This window comes from Streptomyces sp. NPDC006691, from assembly GCF_042869955.1.
Taxonomy (GTDB): Bacteria; Actinomycetota; Actinomycetes; order Streptomycetales; family Streptomycetaceae; genus Streptomyces.
Window position 1 is genome coordinate 48,634 of the sequence record NZ_JBIAGW010000002.1, and the last position, 17,621, is coordinate 66,254.

Annotated in this window: 11 protein-coding genes; 7 read left to right on the forward strand and 4 right to left on the reverse strand. The window is 73.2% G+C overall.

The window, feature by feature from the left end; all coding sequences use genetic code 11:
- Positions 1-111: 111 nt before the first annotated feature.
- The 3 genes from ACFYNP_RS03785 to asnB all read left to right on the forward strand — a co-directional run bounded on the left by ACFYNP_RS03785 (position 112) and on the right by asnB (position 4,732).
- Positions 112-1,482, forward strand: coding sequence for a bifunctional transcriptional activator/DNA repair enzyme AdaA (locus tag ACFYNP_RS03785; RefSeq protein ID WP_388783282.1), 1,371 nt, complete (start codon positions 112-114; stop codon positions 1,480-1,482).
- A 42-nt stretch (positions 1,483-1,524) separates the two neighbouring features.
- Positions 1,525-2,625, forward strand: coding sequence for a calcium:proton antiporter (locus tag ACFYNP_RS03790; RefSeq protein ID WP_161246771.1), 1,101 nt, complete (start codon positions 1,525-1,527; stop codon positions 2,623-2,625).
- 259 nt (positions 2,626-2,884) lie between these two features.
- On the forward strand, positions 2,885-4,732 hold the full coding sequence (gene asnB / locus ACFYNP_RS03795; protein WP_388782332.1) for an asparagine synthase (glutamine-hydrolyzing): 1,848 nt from the start codon (positions 2,885-2,887) through the stop codon (positions 4,730-4,732).
- 42 nt (positions 4,733-4,774) lie between these two features.
- On the opposite strand, the gene ACFYNP_RS03800 is transcribed toward asnB, so the two are convergent.
- From ACFYNP_RS03800 to ACFYNP_RS03810, 3 genes are all read right to left on the reverse strand, one after another.
- Entirely contained in the window at positions 4,775-5,155 is a 381-nt protein-coding gene (locus ACFYNP_RS03800) for a PPOX class F420-dependent oxidoreductase (RefSeq protein ID WP_388403397.1), read from the reverse strand.
- A gap of 90 nt (positions 5,156-5,245) precedes the next feature.
- Positions 5,246-5,728 carry a DUF456 domain-containing protein gene (locus ACFYNP_RS03805; protein WP_388403400.1) on the reverse strand — a complete coding sequence of 161 codons (483 nt, stop codon included), beginning with the start codon at positions 5,726-5,728 and terminating at the stop codon, positions 5,246-5,248.
- A gap of 69 nt (positions 5,729-5,797) precedes the next feature.
- Positions 5,798-6,778, reverse strand: coding sequence for a helix-turn-helix domain-containing protein (locus ACFYNP_RS03810; protein WP_388405149.1), 981 nt, complete (start codon positions 6,776-6,778; stop codon positions 5,798-5,800).
- A 213-nt stretch (positions 6,779-6,991) separates the two neighbouring features.
- On the opposite strand from ACFYNP_RS03810, the gene ACFYNP_RS03815 reads away from it, so the two are divergent.
- The 4 genes from ACFYNP_RS03815 (at position 6,992) to ACFYNP_RS03830 (ending at position 16,804) form a co-directional block, all read left to right on the forward strand.
- Positions 6,992-10,771 carry a S8 family serine peptidase gene (locus ACFYNP_RS03815; protein ID WP_388782335.1) on the forward strand — a complete coding sequence of 1,260 codons (3,780 nt, stop codon included), beginning with the start codon at positions 6,992-6,994 and terminating at the stop codon, positions 10,769-10,771.
- A 153-nt stretch (positions 10,772-10,924) separates the two neighbouring features.
- Complete coding sequence (locus tag ACFYNP_RS03820) at positions 10,925-12,970, forward strand: protein phosphatase 2C domain-containing protein (RefSeq protein ID WP_388782338.1); 2,046 nt, start codon at positions 10,925-10,927, stop codon at positions 12,968-12,970.
- A 27-nt stretch (positions 12,971-12,997) separates the two neighbouring features.
- Positions 12,998-14,740 (forward strand): pyruvate dehydrogenase, encoded by a 1,743-nt coding sequence (locus ACFYNP_RS03825; protein ID WP_388403408.1) that lies wholly within the window; start codon positions 12,998-13,000, stop codon positions 14,738-14,740.
- 177 nt (positions 14,741-14,917) lie between these two features.
- A complete protein-coding gene (locus ACFYNP_RS03830) occupies positions 14,918-16,804 on the forward strand; it encodes a serine/threonine protein kinase (protein ID WP_388782341.1) in 1,887 nt (628 codons plus the stop codon).
- A 646-nt stretch (positions 16,805-17,450) separates the two neighbouring features.
- Here ACFYNP_RS03830 and ACFYNP_RS03835 read toward each other — a convergent pair.
- Positions 17,451-17,588, reverse strand: a complete 138-nt coding sequence (locus ACFYNP_RS03835; protein ID WP_388403414.1) for a hypothetical protein — start codon at positions 17,586-17,588, stop codon at positions 17,451-17,453.
- Positions 17,589-17,621 lie beyond the last annotated feature (33 nt).

The window sequence follows — 17,621 nt, forward strand, 5'->3', positions numbered from 1 at the left end:
CCCGCACGACGGCAGAGGGGGCCGGGGCCCGCGGCCCCGGGGGATTGGACGTGCTCGGCGTCCGAAAACCGCCAGCAGCCCCGCTGGGGCAACCGCACACTGGAAGGCGTGATGCACCCAGACGCCCAGTACGAGGCGGTCAGCAGCAGGGACGCCCGGTTCGACGGGGAGTTCTTCTTCGCCGTGGCGACCACCGGCATCTACTGCCGGCCGAGCTGCCCCGCCGTCACCCCGCGCCGCGAGAACGTCCGGTTCTTCCCCAGCGCCGCAGCCGCCCAGGGCCACGGCTTCCGGGCGTGCCGCCGCTGCCGCCCGGACGCGGTGCCCGGGTCCGCCGAGTGGAACACGCGGGCCGATGTCGTCGGCCGGGCCATGCGCATGATCGGGGACGGTGTCGTCGACCGCGAGGGCGTGCCGGGGCTCGCCACCCGGCTCGGATACAGCACCCGGCAGGTGCAGCGGCAGCTCACCGCCGAGGTCGGCGCGGGACCCGTCGCCCTCGCCCGGGCGCAGCGCGCCCACACCGCACGCGTACTGCTCCAGACCACCTCGCTCCCGGTCACGGAGATCGCCTTCGCCGCCGGATTCGCCAGCGTGCGCCAGTTCAACGACACGATCCGGCAGATCTACGCCCGTACCCCCAGCGGCCTGCGCGAGGAGGCCGGGACCCGGGCCGCCGAGCCCGGCGTCGCGGCGGCCGCCGGCGTCCCGCTGCGGCTCGCCCACCGGGGCGCGTACGCGGTGCGGGAGACCTTCGACCTCCTCGCGGGCGAGGCCGTGGAGCACATCGAGGAGGTGGGTGGCGCGAGTGGCGCCCGCGTTTACCGGCGCACCCTGCGGCTGCCCCACGGCACCGCCGTCGTGGCCGTCGACGAGGCCGCTCCCGCGCACACCGCAGCCCGCCAGGGCTGGCTGGAGGCCCGGATCCACCTCACCGATCTGCGCGACCTCACCACCGCCGTGCAGCGCCTGCGCCGGCTGTTCGACCTGGACGCCGACCCGTACGCCGTCGACGAGCGCCTCGGCGCGGACCCGGAGCTCGCCCCGCTCGTCGCGCGCACCCCCGGCCTTCGCTCGCCCGGCGCCGCCGATCCCGAGGAGTGCGCGGTGCGGGCGCTGGTCGGCACACGGGCGGCGGCCGGCCTCGTCGAGACGTACGGCAAGCGGCTCGACGCGCCCAGCGGCAGGCTCACCCACGTCTTCCCCGAGCCCGCGCTGCTCGCCGCCCACCCCGACCCGCGCCTCGCCGCCCTGGCGACCGCCCTCGCCGACGGAACCCTGCGCCTGGACGCCGGCGCCGACCGCGACGAGGCCGTACGCGTGCTGCGGGCACTGCCCGGCATGGACGAGGGGACCGTCCAGGTGATCCGTACGCGGGCGCTCGGCGACCCGGACGTGGGCGGTGCGGGGCAGGACGCCTGGCGGCCCTGGCGCTCCTACGCGCGCCGCCACCTCGTGGCCGCGGCCGCCTGGCAGGGGTAGTCCGACGGGCGGGGCCGGGCCACTTCTGAGAACGTCAAAGGCATGATCCGTCTCGCGCGCCTGCCCCTGGACCGCTGGTCGGCGCTGTTGCCGCCGCTCGCCCTCGTGCTGCTCGCGCTGACGTGGGGGCGGTCGCTGCCCGCGTGGCTCGTCGCCGTGGTCGCCTGCTTCCTGGCCGGTGCGGTGCTCGCCGCGGTGCACCACGCGGAGGTGGTCGCGCACCGGGTGGGCGAACCGTTCGGATCACTCGTCCTCGCGGTCGCGGTCACCGTCATCGAGGTCGCGCTGATCGTCACCCTGATGTCGGACGGCGGCGACAAGAGCGCCTCGCTCGCCCGCGACACCGTCTTCGCCGCCGTGATGATCACCTGCAACGGCATCGTCGGCCTGTGCCTCCTGGTGGGCGCCCTGCGCCGCAGGCTCGCCGTGTTCAACGCCGAGGGCACCGTCACGGCCTTCGCCACGGTCACCACCCTCGCCGGTCTCAGCCTCGCGCTGCCGACCTTCACCACCAGCAAGCCGGGCCCCGAGTTCTCACCCGCCCAGCTGATCTTCGCCGCGATCGCCTCGGTGTTCCTGTACGGGCTCTTCGTCGCCACCCAGACCGTGCGCCACCGCGACTACTTCCTGCCGGTGACCCAGCAGGGCGAGGTCATGCGGGACGACGACCACGCCAACCCGCCCTCCGCGCGCACCGCGTGGACCAGCGTCGCCCTGCTCGGGGTCGCGCTCGTCGCGGTCGTGGGCCTGGCCAAGGGCGTCTCGCCGACCATCGAGCGGGGGGTGGCCGCGGCCGGTCTGCCCGCCTCCGTCGTGGGTGTCGTCATCGCGCTGCTCGTGCTGCTGCCCGAGACCATCGCCGCCGTGCGGGCCGCCCGCCGCGACCGCGTACAGACCAGCCTCAACCTCGCGCTGGGCTCGGCCATGGCCAGCATCGGTCTCACCATTCCGGCGGTCGCGCTCGCGACGATCTGGCTGTCGGGCCCGCTGGTGCTCGGGCTCGGTGCCAGCCACATGGTGCTGCTCGCGCTGACCGTCACCGTGGGCATCCTCACGGTCGTACCGGGCCGCGCCACCCTGATGCAGGGCGGGCTCCACCTCTCGCTGTTCGCCGCGTACATCGTGCTCGCCGTCAGCCCGTAGTCCCCGCCCGGGGCTCCCACGGCACCGGCGCCCGCCGCCCGGCCCCCGCATGCGGGCCCCTACGGTCCGTATACGTTCCCCGCCCTTCTCCCGTGCGTTCCCGGCCTCCTGGGCGTCGTATTCAAGCCACCTCTGTTACGGACGTGTTGACGGATGCCCCGCCGCGTCACACGATCGAAAGGTAGGTAGTTGCTCAATACATCTGATTCGGTCGGCGGAACGTCCCCCCTCCGGCCGAAGAGGCCAAGCAGGAGGCACCATGTGTGGCATCACCGGCTGGATCTCCTTCGAACGTGAATTGCGCGCCGAGCGGGACACCCTGGATGCGATGACCGAGACGATGGACTGCCGCGGCCCGGACGACCGCGGTGTCTGGGCCAACGGGCCGGCCGCCCTCGGCCACCGCAGGCTCGCGATCATCGACCTTCCGGGCGGGCGCCAGCCCATGAGCGTCGAGGCGGGCGGCCGGACCGTCGCCCTCGTCTACTCGGGCGAGACCTACAACTTCACCGAGCTCAAGGCCGAACTCACCGCCCGCGGACACCGGTTCACCACCGACTCCGACACCGAGGTCGTCCTGCACGGCTACCTCGAATGGGGCGAGGCCGTCGCGGAACGCCTCAACGGCATGTACGCGTTCGCGATCTGGGACGAGCGGGTCCAGCGGCTCGTCATGATCCGCGACCGGATGGGCATCAAGCCCTTCTACTACTACGAGACCGCCGACGGCGTGCTCTTCGGCTCCGAGCCCAAGGCGATCCTCGCCAACCCGCTGGCCCGCCGCTCGGTCTCGCTCGACGGGCTCCGCGAGCTGTTCACCATGGTCAAGACGCCCGGCCACGCGGTGTGGGACGGCATGAGGGAGGTCGAGCCCGGCACCGTCGTGACCGTCGACCGCGGCGGACTGCGCACCCACACCTACTGGACGCTCGAAACCCGGCCGCACGACGACGACCGCGCCACCAGCATCGCCCACGTCCGCGAGCTGCTCGACGACATCGTCCGCCGCCAGCTCATAGCCGACGTGCCGCGCTGCATGCTGCTCTCCGGCGGCCTCGACTCCTCCGCGCTGACCGCGCTCGCCGCCCGGCAGCTCGGCGCGGTGGGCCATCAAGTGCGCAGCTTCGCCGTGGACTTCGTCGGCCAGACCGAGAACTTCGTCGCCGACGAACTCCGCGCCACCCCCGACACCCCCTACGTCCACGACGTGGCCCGCACCTCCGGCACCGTCCACCAGGACATCGTCCTGGACGCCCAGGCGCTCGCCGACCCCGAGGTGCGGGCCAAGGTCATCCGGGCCCGCGACATCCCCGTGGGCTTCGGCGACATGGACGCCTCGCTCTACCTGCTGTTCAAGGCGATCCGCGAACACTCCACGGTCGCCCTGTCCGGCGAGTCCGCGGACGAGGTCTTCGGCGGCTACAAGCAGTTCTTCGACGAGGAGGCCCGGGCCGCCGACACCTTCCCCTGGCTCGTCAAATTCGCCGAACAGTTCGGCGACGACTCCGGCCTGCTGCGCCCGGACCTGACCGCCGCCCTGAACGTCCCCGCCTACGTCAAGGACTCCTACGACACCGCCGTCGCCGGCGTCCAACGCCTCGACGGAGAAAGCGACTTCGAGTACCGGATGCGCAAGATCTGCAACCTGCACCTGACCCGCTTCGTGCGCATCCTGCTCGACCGCAAGGACCGCGCGAGCATGGCCGTCGGCCTGGAGGTGCGGGTGCCGTTCTGCGACCACCGGCTCGTCGAGTACGTCTACAACGCGCCCTGGTCGGTGAAGTCCTTCGACGGCCGCGAGAAGAGCCTGCTGCGCGAGGCGGCCAAGGACGTCCTGCCGCGGTCCGTGTACGACCGGGTGAAGAGCCCCTACCCCTCCACCCAGGACCCGAAGTACGCCATCGCCCTCCAGGGGCACGCCAAGGACCTGCTCGCCCAGCCCTCGCACCCGGTCTTCGACCTCATCGACCGCGAGGGGCTGCGCCGGGCCGCCGAGGTGAGCGGCCCGCAGATCCACCAGGCCTCGCGGCGCGGTCTGGAGCGCACCCTGGACCTGGCGATCTGGCTCGACCTGTACAAGCCGGAGTTGAAGCTGGCCCGGCCGTAGCCGAGTCGGCGTGCGGATCATCCCTGTGCGGCCGGAGGGCCACTAGTTGGGGCCGGGCTCCTCCAGGCCCCAACTGTGGATCTTGTCGGGGTGGATGCGGATGAGCTCCTCGCTGAAGTGCGGGCCCAACTCGTGCGGCCCGGTGAGGAGTTCGGCCCTGCCGCGGATCTCGACGCCACGCACCTTCCACGGCCGAACGCTCACCACGTCGTCGACCACCAGGGCGGCCTTCGGGTTGCCCTGGAGGTTGCGCCACTTCTTCGTCGTGCCGAGCGCGTATCCGCCGATGAGGATCGTCCCGTCGTCCTGCGGGAAGAAGCCGACCGGGTTGGCCTGCGGCTGGCCCTTCCCGTCCACGGTGGCGAGCCGGCCAAGCCGCTGGCTCTTGAGGTACACACGCTCGGCCTCGCTGAATTCGCTCATGGGGCCACCCTCACACGGCCGTCGCCCCCTCGTCACCGGGACGGGACCCCGGGGCGGGCCCCCGGGACGGGGAGCACCCGGCGCCCTCGTTCAGCCCCAGACCACCGCGCCGAGCCAGGCGCCGACGACCAGCAGGCAGGCGAAGAGCTCGGCCATCACCGAGTAGCCGCCCGCGCGCAGTGCCGTACGGGCCGCGGCCCAGGCGTCCGCGCGGCTGCCCAGGCGCACCCGCTCCGCGCCGTACAGGCCGCCCAGGAATCCGGCGATCCCGCCGAGCACGGGCAGCACGAAGAACCCCACGACGGCCGACGCGCCCGCGGTCAGCACCGAGCGCCTGGACACCCCGGCCGCCTTGAAGCGGCGCGACGGCAGGAGGGGTCTGAGGGCCTGGTTCAGCAGGAGCGCACCCGTCGCCCCGGCCAGTACCGCCCAGGCCAGGCCGGTGGTGTCGTCGAGCGCCCACCACGCCACGGCGGCCCATACGATCGCCGGCCCGGGGACGCCGGGGACCAGCACCCCGCACAGGCCCATCAGCATCACCGCCCCCACCGCGAGGAGCTGCCACACACCCATCTGCCAAGGGTGCAGGAAACGGCGCGTTCCCGCAGTTCCGGGGGGTTCACCGGCCGGGTCCCCGGGGGCTCAGCGGGCCACCCAGCCCCGCTCGTAGGCGTGCCAGCCCAACTGGAGGCGGGTGGTGACCCCGGTCAGCTCCATCAGGCCCTTGACCCGGCGCTGCACGGTCCGCAGGCCGAGCTCCAACTGCTTGGCGGTGCTCGCGTCGGTCATCCCGGCGAGCAGCAGCGAGAGGATCTCCAGGTCGGTGGCGTCCGGGCCCCGGCCCTCCTCCGTCACGCCCCGGCCCCCGCCGCCCAGGCGCAGCGGCAGCGCGTCCTTCCACACCGCCTCGAAGAGACCCATCAGGGATTCGAGCAGCCCGCTGGCGTGCACCACGAGCGCGGCCGGCTCGGCGCCGCGCCCGGTCAGCGGCACCATCGCGAGGGCCCGGTCGGCGACGACGAGCTTGGTCGGCACCCGCTCCACCGTGCGCACCTGCTCGTCCCGGCCGAGCGCCGCGGACAGCTCGACGATCCCGGCGGGCAGCGAGAGCACCTCGCGCTCGACCACCACCCGGTAGCTCACCCCGCGGATCGAGGCCCGCTCCTCGGACTCGTTGTCCATCCCCGTCACCGCGACCGGCTTCCCCGTCACCAGGGCGCACACCTCTTCGGCCGCGCCCAGCTGCAACTGGTGGAAGCGGTGGGCCACCGCGCTCGCCCCGGTCACCACCTCGACCAGGTCGTGCACGGCCGGCTCGGCCGCCTCGGCCCGGTATTCGGTGGCCAGCAGCGCCGCCGCCAGCTCGGCCTGGTCCAGCTCGTGGCGCTGCTGGGTGAGCAGCGCGCCGAGCGCGACCCCGGGCGGCGCCGCGACCCACCGTCCGGTGCGGGCCGAGGACTGGGCGGCGAGGCCGTGGCGCTCCAGGCGGCGCAGGGCACGCTCGGTCTCGTTCTCCGGCAGCGCGAGCCGGTGCGCGAGGTCGCTCACCTCGGCCGCGCCCACCGCGACCAGGGCGCGGTACGCCGACTCCTGCGTCTCGTCGAGACCTATCGCTCCCAGCACTACGGACCGCCTCCCTCGAAGCCTGTCTCCAGGCCCTCACCTGCGCGCTGGCGGGAAACCGCCCCGGCACAAACCCGCCGCACAACATCATCCCCGGATCGGCCGCCGCTCTGCCAATGTCGAGCCACCGCAGCACCAACAGCCTCTGGATACAGGGCATTTGCGCTCTTTGGGCGGGGGTGCCCTTTGTTCCGGATTGATCTGGGGAGAGCGATGCGCCCGATATCGCGTACGGCTCTGGGGGTGGCGACCGCCGCCGCCCTCGCCGTCACCGCGGTGGCGCCGTCCGTGGCAGCGCCACGAACCGACGGCACAGCCGACACCGCCAAGAGACCGCTCGTCGGCAGCGCCGCGAGCAGCACGGGAACACCGGCCACCGTCACCCTCGTCACCGGCGACAAGGTCGTGGTGAGCAGGGACGGCTCCGGGACGCCCACCGGCGTCACCGCGCTGCCGCGCGCCGACGGCTCCGTACCGCTCGTCCAGACCAGGCGGTCGGGGAGCGAGCTGTACGTCTACCCCGACGACGCGGCGCCGGCACTCGCCGCCGGCCAGGTCGACGAGGAACTCTTCAACGTCTCCGGGCTCATCCGCCAGGGCTACGACGACGCGCACACCAAGTCGCTGCCGCTCATCGCGGTGTACGGCGACGGCGTGGCGCGCTCGGCGGCCCCGGCCGTGCCGCGCGGCGCCAAGGCGGGCCTGAAGCTGCCCGCCGTCAACGGCGTCGCCCTGAGCGCGGACAAGGCGAAGGCCGCGCAGGTGTGGGCGGACGTCACCAGTCCCCGGACCCGGTCGGCCTCCGGGATCAAGAAGCTGTGGCTCGACCGCAAGGTGACGGCCTCCCTCGACCGGTCGGCCAAGCAGATCCGTGCCGACCTCGCGTGGGCCGCCGGATACGACGGCAAGGGCACCAAGGTCGCCGTGCTCGACACCGGTGTGGACGCCGAACACCCCGATCTCAAGGGCCGCATCACCGCCTCGAAGAACTTCACCGACTCGCCCGACACCGAGGACCGTCAGGGCCACGGCACCCACACCACGTCCACGGTGGGCGGCTCGGGCGCGGCGAGCGACGGCAAGAAGAAGGGCATCGCGCCCGGCACCGACCTGCTGGTCGGCAAGGTCCTCAACGACTCGGGTTCCGGCGACAGTTCGTGGATCATCGCCGGCATGCAGTGGGCCGTCGACAACAAGGCCGACATCGTCTCCATGTCGCTCGGCAGTCCCGTCCCGACGGACTGCACCGACCCGATGAGCACCGCCGCACAGGAACTCGCGACCAACTCCGCGCACACCCTGTTCGTCATCGCCGCGGGCAACTCGGGCCCGGCCCTGAACACCGTGTCCTCGCCCGGCTGCGCGCCCGGCGTCCTGACCGTCGGCGCCGTCGACCGGGACGACAGCACCGCGAGCTTCTCCAGCCGCGGCCCGGCCCCCTTCACCCACACCCTGAAGCCGGAGATCACCGCCCCCGGCGTCGGCATCTCCGCCGCCAACGCGGGCGGCCGGGGCGTCTACGCGTACCAGACGATGTCCGGCACCTCGATGGCCACGCCGCACGTCGCGGGCGCCGCCGCCATCGTCAAGCAGCGCCACCCCGACTGGACCGCGCAGCAGATCAAGGCCGCGCTCGTCTCCTCCGCCAACAGCGGCATCCCCGGGGACGTGCGCGAGACCGGCGGCGGACGGCTCGACGTCAAGGCCGCCATCGACGAGACCGTCCTCGGCGCACCCGCCGTGCAGGCCGGCACTTTCGACTGGCCGCAGGACAAGAGCGACCGCACCACCGTCCAGGTGCCCTACACCAATGTCTCCGGCAAGGCCGTGAAGCTCGACCTCGCGGTCGCGGGCGTCACCGGGAACGACGGCTCGGCCGTCAACTCCGGTGTGGCGAAGCTCGGTTCGCGCTCGGTCACGGTCCCGGCCGGGGCCACCGTCAAGGTGCCGCTCGCCATCGATCCGACCGCCCGCCTCAAGGCCGCCCAGTACGGTGACGTCACCGGGCGCGTGCTCGCCACGGCGAACGGCGTCAAGGTGTCCACCCCGTTCTCGCTGTACGTCGAGCCGGAGACGGTCACCCTGCGCGTCAAGCTCGTCGACCGCCAGGGCAAGCCCGCCGCCGGCCCCTCGTCCCTCGACGTCATCGGCACCGACACCGCGACCGGTGAGCGCCGCTTCAACGAGGGCGCCGCCGACCAGGTCTACCGGCTGCGCCCCGGCGCCTACTTCGTGTCGTCCTTCGTCGCCTCGGCCGACCCGGCGGACGCCACGGGCGCGAACATCGGCTCGGTCAGCTACCTCGGCCGTCCGCAGCTCGACCTGAAGAAGGACACCACCCTCGTCCTGGACGCCCGCAAGGCCCACCGGCTTGCCGTGAAGACCGACAAGCCGAGTGAAGTCCGCACCACGACACTGGACTTCGCCCGCTCCTGGGGCGGCCAGTGGCTGCACTCCGGCTCCATCAGCGGATCCCGTCTGATCAAGGACTACTTCGCCGACGTCCAGGGCGACGCCCGTACCGGCGACTTCGAGTTCGGCAGCTACTGGCGCGCCTACGCCCCGCAGTTCGACGAGCTCGGCGCGGTCGGCGGCCCGGAGCTGCACCCGCTCACCGCGAGCATCGGCTCCGACAACCTCGACGGCACCGGCCGGGCGCCGCTCGTCGACGCGGGCAAGGGCACCCCGGACGAGCTCAGGGCCGCCGGGGTCGCCGGGAAGATCGCCTTCGTCGCGGTGCCGGACGACGACGCGTCGGTCCTGACCCTGGGCAAGGACGCCAAGGCCGCGGGCGCCACAGCGCTCCTCGTGCACCGCCCGTCGGCCGGCCGCTGGCTGCCCACGTACGGCTTCGCGGGCGGCCCGCTGCCCGCCCTCGCCGTCGAGGCCACCGAGGCCAAGGCGCTGGCCGACCGGCTGTCCGCGGGCCCGGTGACCCTGCGCTGGAAGGCCACCGCGAAGAGCGGCTACGTCTACAACCTGGGCTTCCAGGAGGACGGCGGCTTCGGCTCCGACCGCACCTACCGGGTGCGCGACGGACAGCTGGGCCGCAACGTCTCGACGTACCACTCGATGGGCGTGCCCGCCGACTTCGTCGACGGCGTCGCGGCCTACCGTCCCAACGGCGCGGGACCCGTCAGCGTCTCCGGCATCGACCTGGTGGCCGTCCCCTCCACCCGCACCGAGTACTACACGGCGGGGACCACCACCTGGGACCACTTCGTCTCGTCCAGCTTCCCCTTCGGCGAGTTCATGCTGTCTCCTGCCACGGCGTACCGGGCGGGCAAGCAGACCAGTGAGAGCTGGTACGACGGGGTCGTCGGCCCCGACGCCGGACGCGACGCGAGCGGCAAGCCGCTGCTCGCCGCCGAGCGCCAAGGCAACCTGATGGGCTTCGCCCCGGGCATGTGGAGCGACTCCCGGCACAGCGCCCAGCCCGGCTCGTTCGGGGACATCGGCTCGCTGCTGCTGCGCCGCAACGGCGAGGACTACGACAGCACCGGCTGGCCGTCGGGGGTCTTCACGGTCCCCGCGGACGACGCGGCGTACGAGCTCGTCAGCGACAACCAGAAGATCGGCCCCTCGGGTTCGGTCTGGAAGCGGTCCCAGGAGGTCGTCACGAGCTGGAAGTTCCGCTCGCACCTCGACGACAAGGTGTACTCGCAGGGCATCCCGCTGCTCTTCCCGCACTACGGAATCCCCGAGGACGGCCTCAAGACGGTCCCGGCGGCCGACGGACAGAGGATCGCCCTCACCGCAACGGGCCACGCGGGCTACACCCCCGCCGCCCTGACCGCGGCCAAGCTGTCGTACTCGTACGACGGTGGAGCCACCTGGACCGAGGCCAAGTCCACGCACCAGGGCGGCAGTTGGACCGCCACGGTGAACCACGCGGGCGCGGCCGCGAAGAGCGTCACGCTGAAGGCCGAACTGACCGACGCCAACGGCAATTCGGTCACCCAGACCGTGGTGAACGCCTACGCGGTGCGGTAGCCGCGTTCGCCACCCGGGCGGTCCGCCGGGCGTCCTCCCCGTGGGGGGTGGGGGCGTCCGGCGGACTTTTCCCTCCCGTTGCCACACTTGTCCGTTGAGCACATTTTCCCGATGCCCCGTTTTCGTATGCCTCCAGCGGTGGACAATAAGGGCATGAGTCAGCAGGGGGAGAGGCCGACCCGGGACGACGACTGGTGGAACCGGCTGTACGACGAGTCGGCCCCGGACGCCGGTCCCGACGGTTCGCGCGACAGCCTCGACGACCGCTTCAACTCGGCGTCGGACACGGTGGGTTCACCCCGGAGGGAGGACGGGCCGTCGGGCTCCGGAGCGGCCGGACCGGACGCAGCGGGTCCGAGTGCGGCGGCCCCGGAAGCGGCCGTGTCGGAGCCGGCCGTTTCGAGGCCGCCCGCTCCGGAGACCGCCGGATCGAAGCCGTCCGTTCCGGAGACTGCCGTACCGAAGGTGCCCGGTCCGGATCTCGCCGCGTCGACGACGCGCGTTCAGGAAGCGGCCGGACCGGAAGCGGCCGGACCGGAAGCGGCCGGACCGGGGGTGGCCGGTCCGGGGGTGGTCCCGGAGCCGCAGGCGCCGCCGGCCACGGCCGAACGCCCCGCCTCGCAACCGGCCCCGCCATCGGCGCCGCACGTGACATCGCCCGAGCACGTGACATCGCCCGCCGCCGGGGAAGCCGCCCCGCCCGCTCCCGCGGAACCGGCCCGAACTTCCGCCGCGCACCCCGCACACCCCGCGCACCCCGCTCCGCCCGCGACCGCCCCACCCGCCTTCGTGCGGTCGGACTCGCCCAGCGCCCGGCCCCCCGCCGCCGAATCCGCCCCGCAGCCCCGCCCCCGCGCCCCCTGGGAGCCGCCCGAGAGCCCGGCGGCGGGGCGCAAACCCGCCGCCTGGTGGGAATCCGTGCCCGCGGCCCCGCCCCCGCCGATGGAGCCCGTGCCCGAGTCGCCGACGGGCTCGGCCGAGGAGGGCGCGCCCGGTGCCGAGCCCGAGGCTCCGGCGCGACCCATCGCACCGCCGCCCACCGCACCGCCGCGCACCGCCCCGCCCGAGCCGCCCCGCGCGGCCGACGACGGGCGCATCACCAACGCCCCGCGCAGCCTGCGCACGCCCGCCACGGGGGCGTCCGGGCCGCCCGTCACCGCGCCCGACGAGCAGTTCGCGGCGCCCGAGACCGCGCCTCCCGAGCACTTCTCGCCGGTGCCCCGGCCGCGTACCGGCCATGTGGGTGACGGGCCGCCCACCTACGACGCCGAGCCCACCGCGCTGCCCGCCGCCCGGCCCGACGAGCTGGACGACCTCGTCGCCGACACCGTCCTGGACGGCGCCCGCTACGGCGCCTACGTCCTGCGCGCCGTCTCCTCGCGCGGCGACTCGGCCCGCTACCGGGGCGAGCCGCGACGCGACGCGCTGCTCACCGCCCGCTTCGGCACCGGCGAGAACGCCCTGGTCCTGGTCGCCGTGGCCAGCGGCGTACGGACCAGCGAGCGGGCGCAGCTCGCCGCCGCCGACGCCTGTCACTGGATCGGCGGTGCCATCGGCCGCAGCCACGTACGCCTCGCCGAGGACATCAGGGCGGGCCGGCGCGGCGACCTCAAGTCGGGCCTGCACCGGCTCACCGACCGCAGCTACGGCATGCTGCGGGCCCGCGCCGCCGAGCTCGGCGCCGAGCCCGAGGAGTACACCGCGAACCTGCGCTGTCTGCTGCTGTCCGCCGACCCGGCCTGCCGCACCCGGGTGTTCTTCGGGGTCGGCCACGGCGGTCTGTTCCGGTTGCGCGGCGGCGTGTGGCAGGACATCGAGCCCGCCGTGCCCGAGCCGGGGGAGGCCCGCGGCGAGCCGGTGGTCGGCTTCGGCTCGGCGCCCGCCGAGACCGAGCAGGGCGACCGCCTCACCATGGATCTGGGCACCGTCGAGCCCGTCCGCCCCTACATCGACCCGCCCGCCCCGCCGGGCGAACCGTTCCGCTTCCGGGCCTCGGTCGCCCGACCGGGCGACACCCTGCTCCTGTGCAGCGGGGGCCTCGCCGAGCCCCTGCGCGGCGAGGCCGCCCTGGCCAAGGAACTCGCCGAACGCTGGGCCGCCCCCGAGCCGCCCGGCCTCGCCGGGTTCCTCGCCGACGTACAGCTCAGGGTCAAGGGATACGCCGACGACCGTACGGCGGTCGCGGTCTGGGAGGCGTAACGGCGAAGGCCATGGGTTGATGGACCCATGGCCAAGCAGAACGTTGCAGAGCAGTTCGTCGACATCCTCACCCGCGCGGGCGTGAAGCGGCTGTACGGAGTCGTCGGCGACAGTCTGAACCCCGTCGTCGACGCCATCCGGCGCACCCCCGCCATCGACTGGATCCAGGTCCGGCACGAGGAGACCGCCGCCTTCGCGGCCGGCGCCGAGGCCCAGCTCACCGGGACACTGGCCGCCTGCGCCGGCTCGTGCGGGCCCGGCAACCTGCACCTCATCAACGGCCTGTACGACGCGCACCGCTCGATGGCCCCCGTGCTCGCCCTCGCCTCCCAGATCCCGTCCTCGGAGATCGGTCTCGGGTACTTCCAGGAGACGCACCCCGACCAGCTGTTCCGTGAGTGCTCCCACTACAGCGAGCTGATCTCGAACCCGCAGCAGATGCCCCGCGTGCTCCAGACCGCCATCCAGCACGCCATCGGCCGCGGCGGCGTCAGCGTCCTCGCGCTGCCCGGCGACATCGCCTCCGCGCCGGCCCCGGACAAGGCGATCGACCACGCCCTGGTGACGTCCCGGCCGTCGGTGCGGCCCGGCGACACCGAGATCGACGAGCTGGCCGCCCTCATCGACGCGGCCAAGCGCGTGACCCTGTTCTGCGGCAGCGGAACGGCCGGGGCGCACGCGGAGGTCATGGCGTTCGCCGAGCGGATCAAGTCGCCCATCGGGCACGCGCTGCGCGGCAAGGAGTGGATCCAGTACGACAACCCGTACGACGTCGGCATGAGCGGGCTCCTCGGGTACGGCGCCGCCTACGAGGCGACCCACGAGTGCGACCTGCTGATCCTGCTCGGCACCGACTTTCCGTACAACGCGTTCCTGCCGGACGACGTGAAGATCGTCCAGGTCGATGTGCGGCCCGAACACCTGGGACGCCGTTCGAAGTTGGACCTCGCGGTGTGGGGCGACGTCAAGGAGACGCTGCGCTCGCTGACGCCCCGGGTGAAGGTCAAGACGGACCGCAGGTTCCTCGACAAGATGCTGAAGAAGCACGCCGACGCGCTGGAGGGCGTGGTCAAGGCGTACACCCGCAAGGTCGACAAGCACGTCCCGATCCACCCCGAGTACGTGGCCTCCGTCCTGGACGAACTCGCGGACGACGACGCCGTGTTCACGGTCGACACCGGTATGTGCAACGTCTGGGCGGCCCGCTACATCTCGCCGAACGGCCGACGCCGCATCATCGGTTCGTTCAGCCACGGCTCGATGGCGAACGCGCTGCCGCAGGCCATCGGCGCCCAGTTCACCGACCGCGGCCGCCAGGTCGTCTCGATGTCCGGCGACGGCGGCTTCTCGATGCTGATGGGCGACTTCCTCACCCTGGTCCAGTACGACCTGCCGGTGAAGGTCGTGCTCTTCAACAACTCCTCACTCGGCATGGTCGAGTTGGAGATGCTGGTCGCCGGTCTGCCCTCGTACGGGACCACCAATCACAACCCGGACTTCGCCGCGATCGCGCGGGCGGCCGGGGCGTACGGGGTGCGGGTCGAGAAGCCCAAGCAGCTCGCGGGCGCGCTCAAGGACGCCTTCAAGCACAAGGGCCCGGCCCTGGTCGACATCGTCACCGACCCCAACGCCCTGTCCATTCCGCCGAAGATCAGCGCCGAGATGGTGTCGGGCTTCGCGCTCTCCGCCAGCAAGATCGTCCTGGACGGCGGGGTGGGCCGCATGCTCCAGATGGCCCGCTCCAACCTCCGGAACGTGCCGAGGCCCTGACGGCCCGCTCCAAGGTCCCCGGCGCCCGCGAATCGGACTCTCCCGCTCCACCGGACCGCACGGAACCGCCCCGCCCGCCCCCCGCGTCCTCGCCTTCACTCGAATCGTCAACAGCGACTACGCTCAGCGCAGTTGCGCCGATGACCAGGCGAGAAGGGCCGGGGGAGCCACACCATCATGAGCGGTACGAACGGGGACGGACGCGGCGAGCAGGACGATTACATCGAGGGGGGTATCAAGCCGCTCGCGGCCGGCGACCCCGCGCGCATCGGGCCGTACCTGCTCCTCGGGCGGCTGGGCGCGGGCGGGATGGGGCGGGTGTTCCTGGCCCGGTCGGACAGCGGCCGCACGGTCGCCGTGAAGGTCGTGCACGAGGAGCACGTGTCCGACGAGCAGTTCAGGGCGCGGTTCCGCCGGGAGATCGAGGCGGCGCGCAAGGTCGGCGAGCGCTACACGGCACCCGTGCTCGACGCGGGTCCGGGCGACGAGCCGCCGTGGGTGGCCACGGGATACGTTCCGGGGCTTTCGCTCGAACAGATCGTGCGGCGCTACGGACCGCTGCCGGTCCCGTCCCTGCACGCCCTCGCCGAGAGGCTCCTGAAGGCGCTCAAGGACATCCACGGCGCCGGGATCGTGCACCGTGACCTGAAGCCGTCCAATGTGATGCTCACCGTGGACGGCATGAAGGTCATCGACTTCGGGATCGCCCGGGCCCTGGAGACGTCCGTCGAGTCCCTGCTCACCAGCACGGGGATGGCGGTCGGCTCGCCCGGTTTCATGTCGCCGGAGCAGGTGCGCGGCCAGAGCGCCGGGGTCAAGAGCGATGTGTTCACGCTCGGCTGCGTGCTCACCTACGCGGCGACCGGGCAGCTGCCGTTCGGGCAGGGGGCCAGCAACCAGCATGCCGTGATGTTCCAGATCGTGGAGGGCGAGCCCGATCTGACGGGGGTCGAGGACGACGCGCTGCGCGCGCTCATCACTCGCTGCCTGACGAAGGACATCGGCCAACGCCCGTCCGTGGACGCGCTGTTGGCGGACCCGGAGCGGACCCGTCCGAGCAGCGCGCGGGGAGCCTGGCTGCCCGAGCGCGTCGTGGCGCGCATCGCCCAGCAGTCCGCCCGGCTGCTCGACGCGGAGGCGGCGCCCCTGCGGGAGCAGCCCGTGGACCGGGCTACCGTCGCTCTGCGGCCGCCGGCCGGTCCCACCGGGGGCGTGGTGACGGCGGGCCCCGTCACGGCCCGCGAGCCGGAACGGCCCCGCCGCAGGCGACGGCTCATCGTGCTGCCCGTCATCGCCGTGCTCACCGTGGGCGGCGGCACGATCGCGGTGATCCAGCCCTTCGGGAGCGATCCGGGGAACGAGGCCCATGCCCAGCCGCCGGGCAGCAGCGCGAGCGCGACCGCCAGTACGGGACCGGACGCCAGTGCCACGCCGTCCAAGAGCAACTCGCCCGTCGCGCAGAGCAGTTCGCCCTCTCCGAGCGCGAGCGACAAGGGCAAGGACGCCACCAAGGGGCCGGACGGCAAGGGCGCCGACGGGCAGAACGCGGTTGCCGGCGGAGGCAATTCGGCTTCGTCGGCCGGCGCCGGCGCCGCGGGTCCGACCGGGGGCGCCGGCTCGGGCTCCTCGGGCGGCTCCGGCGGGGGCGCCGTCGGCGGCTCGGGCTCCTCGGGTGCGTCCGGTTCGTCGGGGGGTTCCGGCTCGTCGGGGACGTCCGGCGGTTCGGGCTCGTCCGGGTCCTCCGGATCGCAGGCGGGCTCCCGGCCGGCCGACATGAAGGCCTACCAGCTCAAGTACACCAACAGCTGCGTCGGCGCGTGCTCCATGCCGATCGCGGTGAGCTGGTCGACGGTCTCCGGCGCGACCCGCTACGACATCCACTACACCAACAAGGGCAGCAACTTCACGAAGAAGAGCGTCGACACCATCTACTCCGCCCAGGGCACCAACTACACGATCAACGGCCCCTTTTCGGGGGACGAGATCTGTATCTCGATGCGCGCGGCCAACAAGTACGGCCCCTCGGCCTGGGCGGAGACCTGGTGCGGCACCGTGCCGTACTGAGCGGTCCACGTCCGGTGGTGCGCCGCGGCCCGGCCCGGCGCGATCCCGGTCGCACAGGGGGCGGGGCCGGCGCCCTCCGGCTCCTCGCGTAGCCGCGGGTACGCCGTGTGGTGTACCGGGGCGATGGACGAGCCGGGCGGATTGCCGTGGGGCGGATGCGGCAGTACCGGCTTCCACAACCGGCGCGCTCCCGCACCGGTCCCGGCGACACGCCGCCTCCAGTCGATTGCTCGCCAACTCGGCCCGGAATACGCCGGGTTCGGCAGGTGCGTGTCGCAGGATCGGCCGATGCCCGGCGGTCATGGCGTCTCCGCGCGGGGTCGGTCCGATGGCGTGCGGCACCGCCGGACGGGCGGCCACGGCTCCGGGGCGTGCGACCCCCTGCGCGGCTGTGGCCTGCGCTGCCTCCGGGATATGCCGGTTGCGAGCGGGGACGCCGTTCGGCGGGTCCCTCGCGCCGCCGTACGCCGGGCCGTCCGTGCGCGAGCCCGGACGGGCTCCGGGGAAACCGGGGTGGAGAACCGCCGCGACCTCACCTCCCGCCCACGCCCCGGCTGCCCTCCCTTGGATCCGGAACCGGCTCGCCGGGCGGGGCCGGACCCCGTCCCGTACCGCCCCGAACGTCCTCGTATGCCGCCGTCAACGCTCAGAGGAGCGGCTCCGGTTCCCCGCGGTGGGTGCCGGCCGGCCAGGAACCGGTGGCACCCGGCGGCGTGATGCGCGGGGCGCGCGAGATGGCGCACGGCCCGCTCGCGGTGTCCGTCGCGGGGCCTGCGGCTGTCATGCTCAGGCTCCTCGGCCGCGCCCTGCCGGAGAC

What these genes read in the sequence shown, in the direction of transcription:
- ACFYNP_RS03785 (WP_388783282.1), top strand. Translation starts at nt 112, where the DNA reads ATGCACCCAGACGCCCAGTACGAGGCGGTCAGCAGCAGGGACGCCCGG.
- ACFYNP_RS03790 (WP_161246771.1), top strand. Translation starts at nt 1,525, where the DNA reads ATGATCCGTCTCGCGCGCCTGCCCCTGGACCGCTGGTCGGCGCTGTTG.
- asnB (WP_388782332.1), top strand. Translation starts at nt 2,885, where the DNA reads ATGTGTGGCATCACCGGCTGGATCTCCTTCGAACGTGAATTGCGCGCC.
- ACFYNP_RS03800 (WP_388403397.1), bottom strand. Translation starts at nt 5,155, where the DNA reads ATGAGCGAATTCAGCGAGGCCGAGCGTGTGTACCTCAAGAGCCAGCGG.
- ACFYNP_RS03805 (WP_388403400.1), bottom strand. Translation starts at nt 5,728, where the DNA reads ATGGGTGTGTGGCAGCTCCTCGCGGTGGGGGCGGTGATGCTGATGGGC.
- ACFYNP_RS03815 (WP_388782335.1), top strand. Translation starts at nt 6,992, where the DNA reads ATGCGCCCGATATCGCGTACGGCTCTGGGGGTGGCGACCGCCGCCGCC.
- ACFYNP_RS03820 (WP_388782338.1), top strand. Translation starts at nt 10,925, where the DNA reads ATGAGTCAGCAGGGGGAGAGGCCGACCCGGGACGACGACTGGTGGAAC.
- ACFYNP_RS03825 (WP_388403408.1), top strand. Translation starts at nt 12,998, where the DNA reads ATGGCCAAGCAGAACGTTGCAGAGCAGTTCGTCGACATCCTCACCCGC.
- ACFYNP_RS03830 (WP_388782341.1), top strand. Translation starts at nt 14,918, where the DNA reads ATGAGCGGTACGAACGGGGACGGACGCGGCGAGCAGGACGATTACATC.
- ACFYNP_RS03835 (WP_388403414.1), bottom strand. Translation starts at nt 17,588, where the DNA reads ATGACAGCCGCAGGCCCCGCGACGGACACCGCGAGCGGGCCGTGCGCC.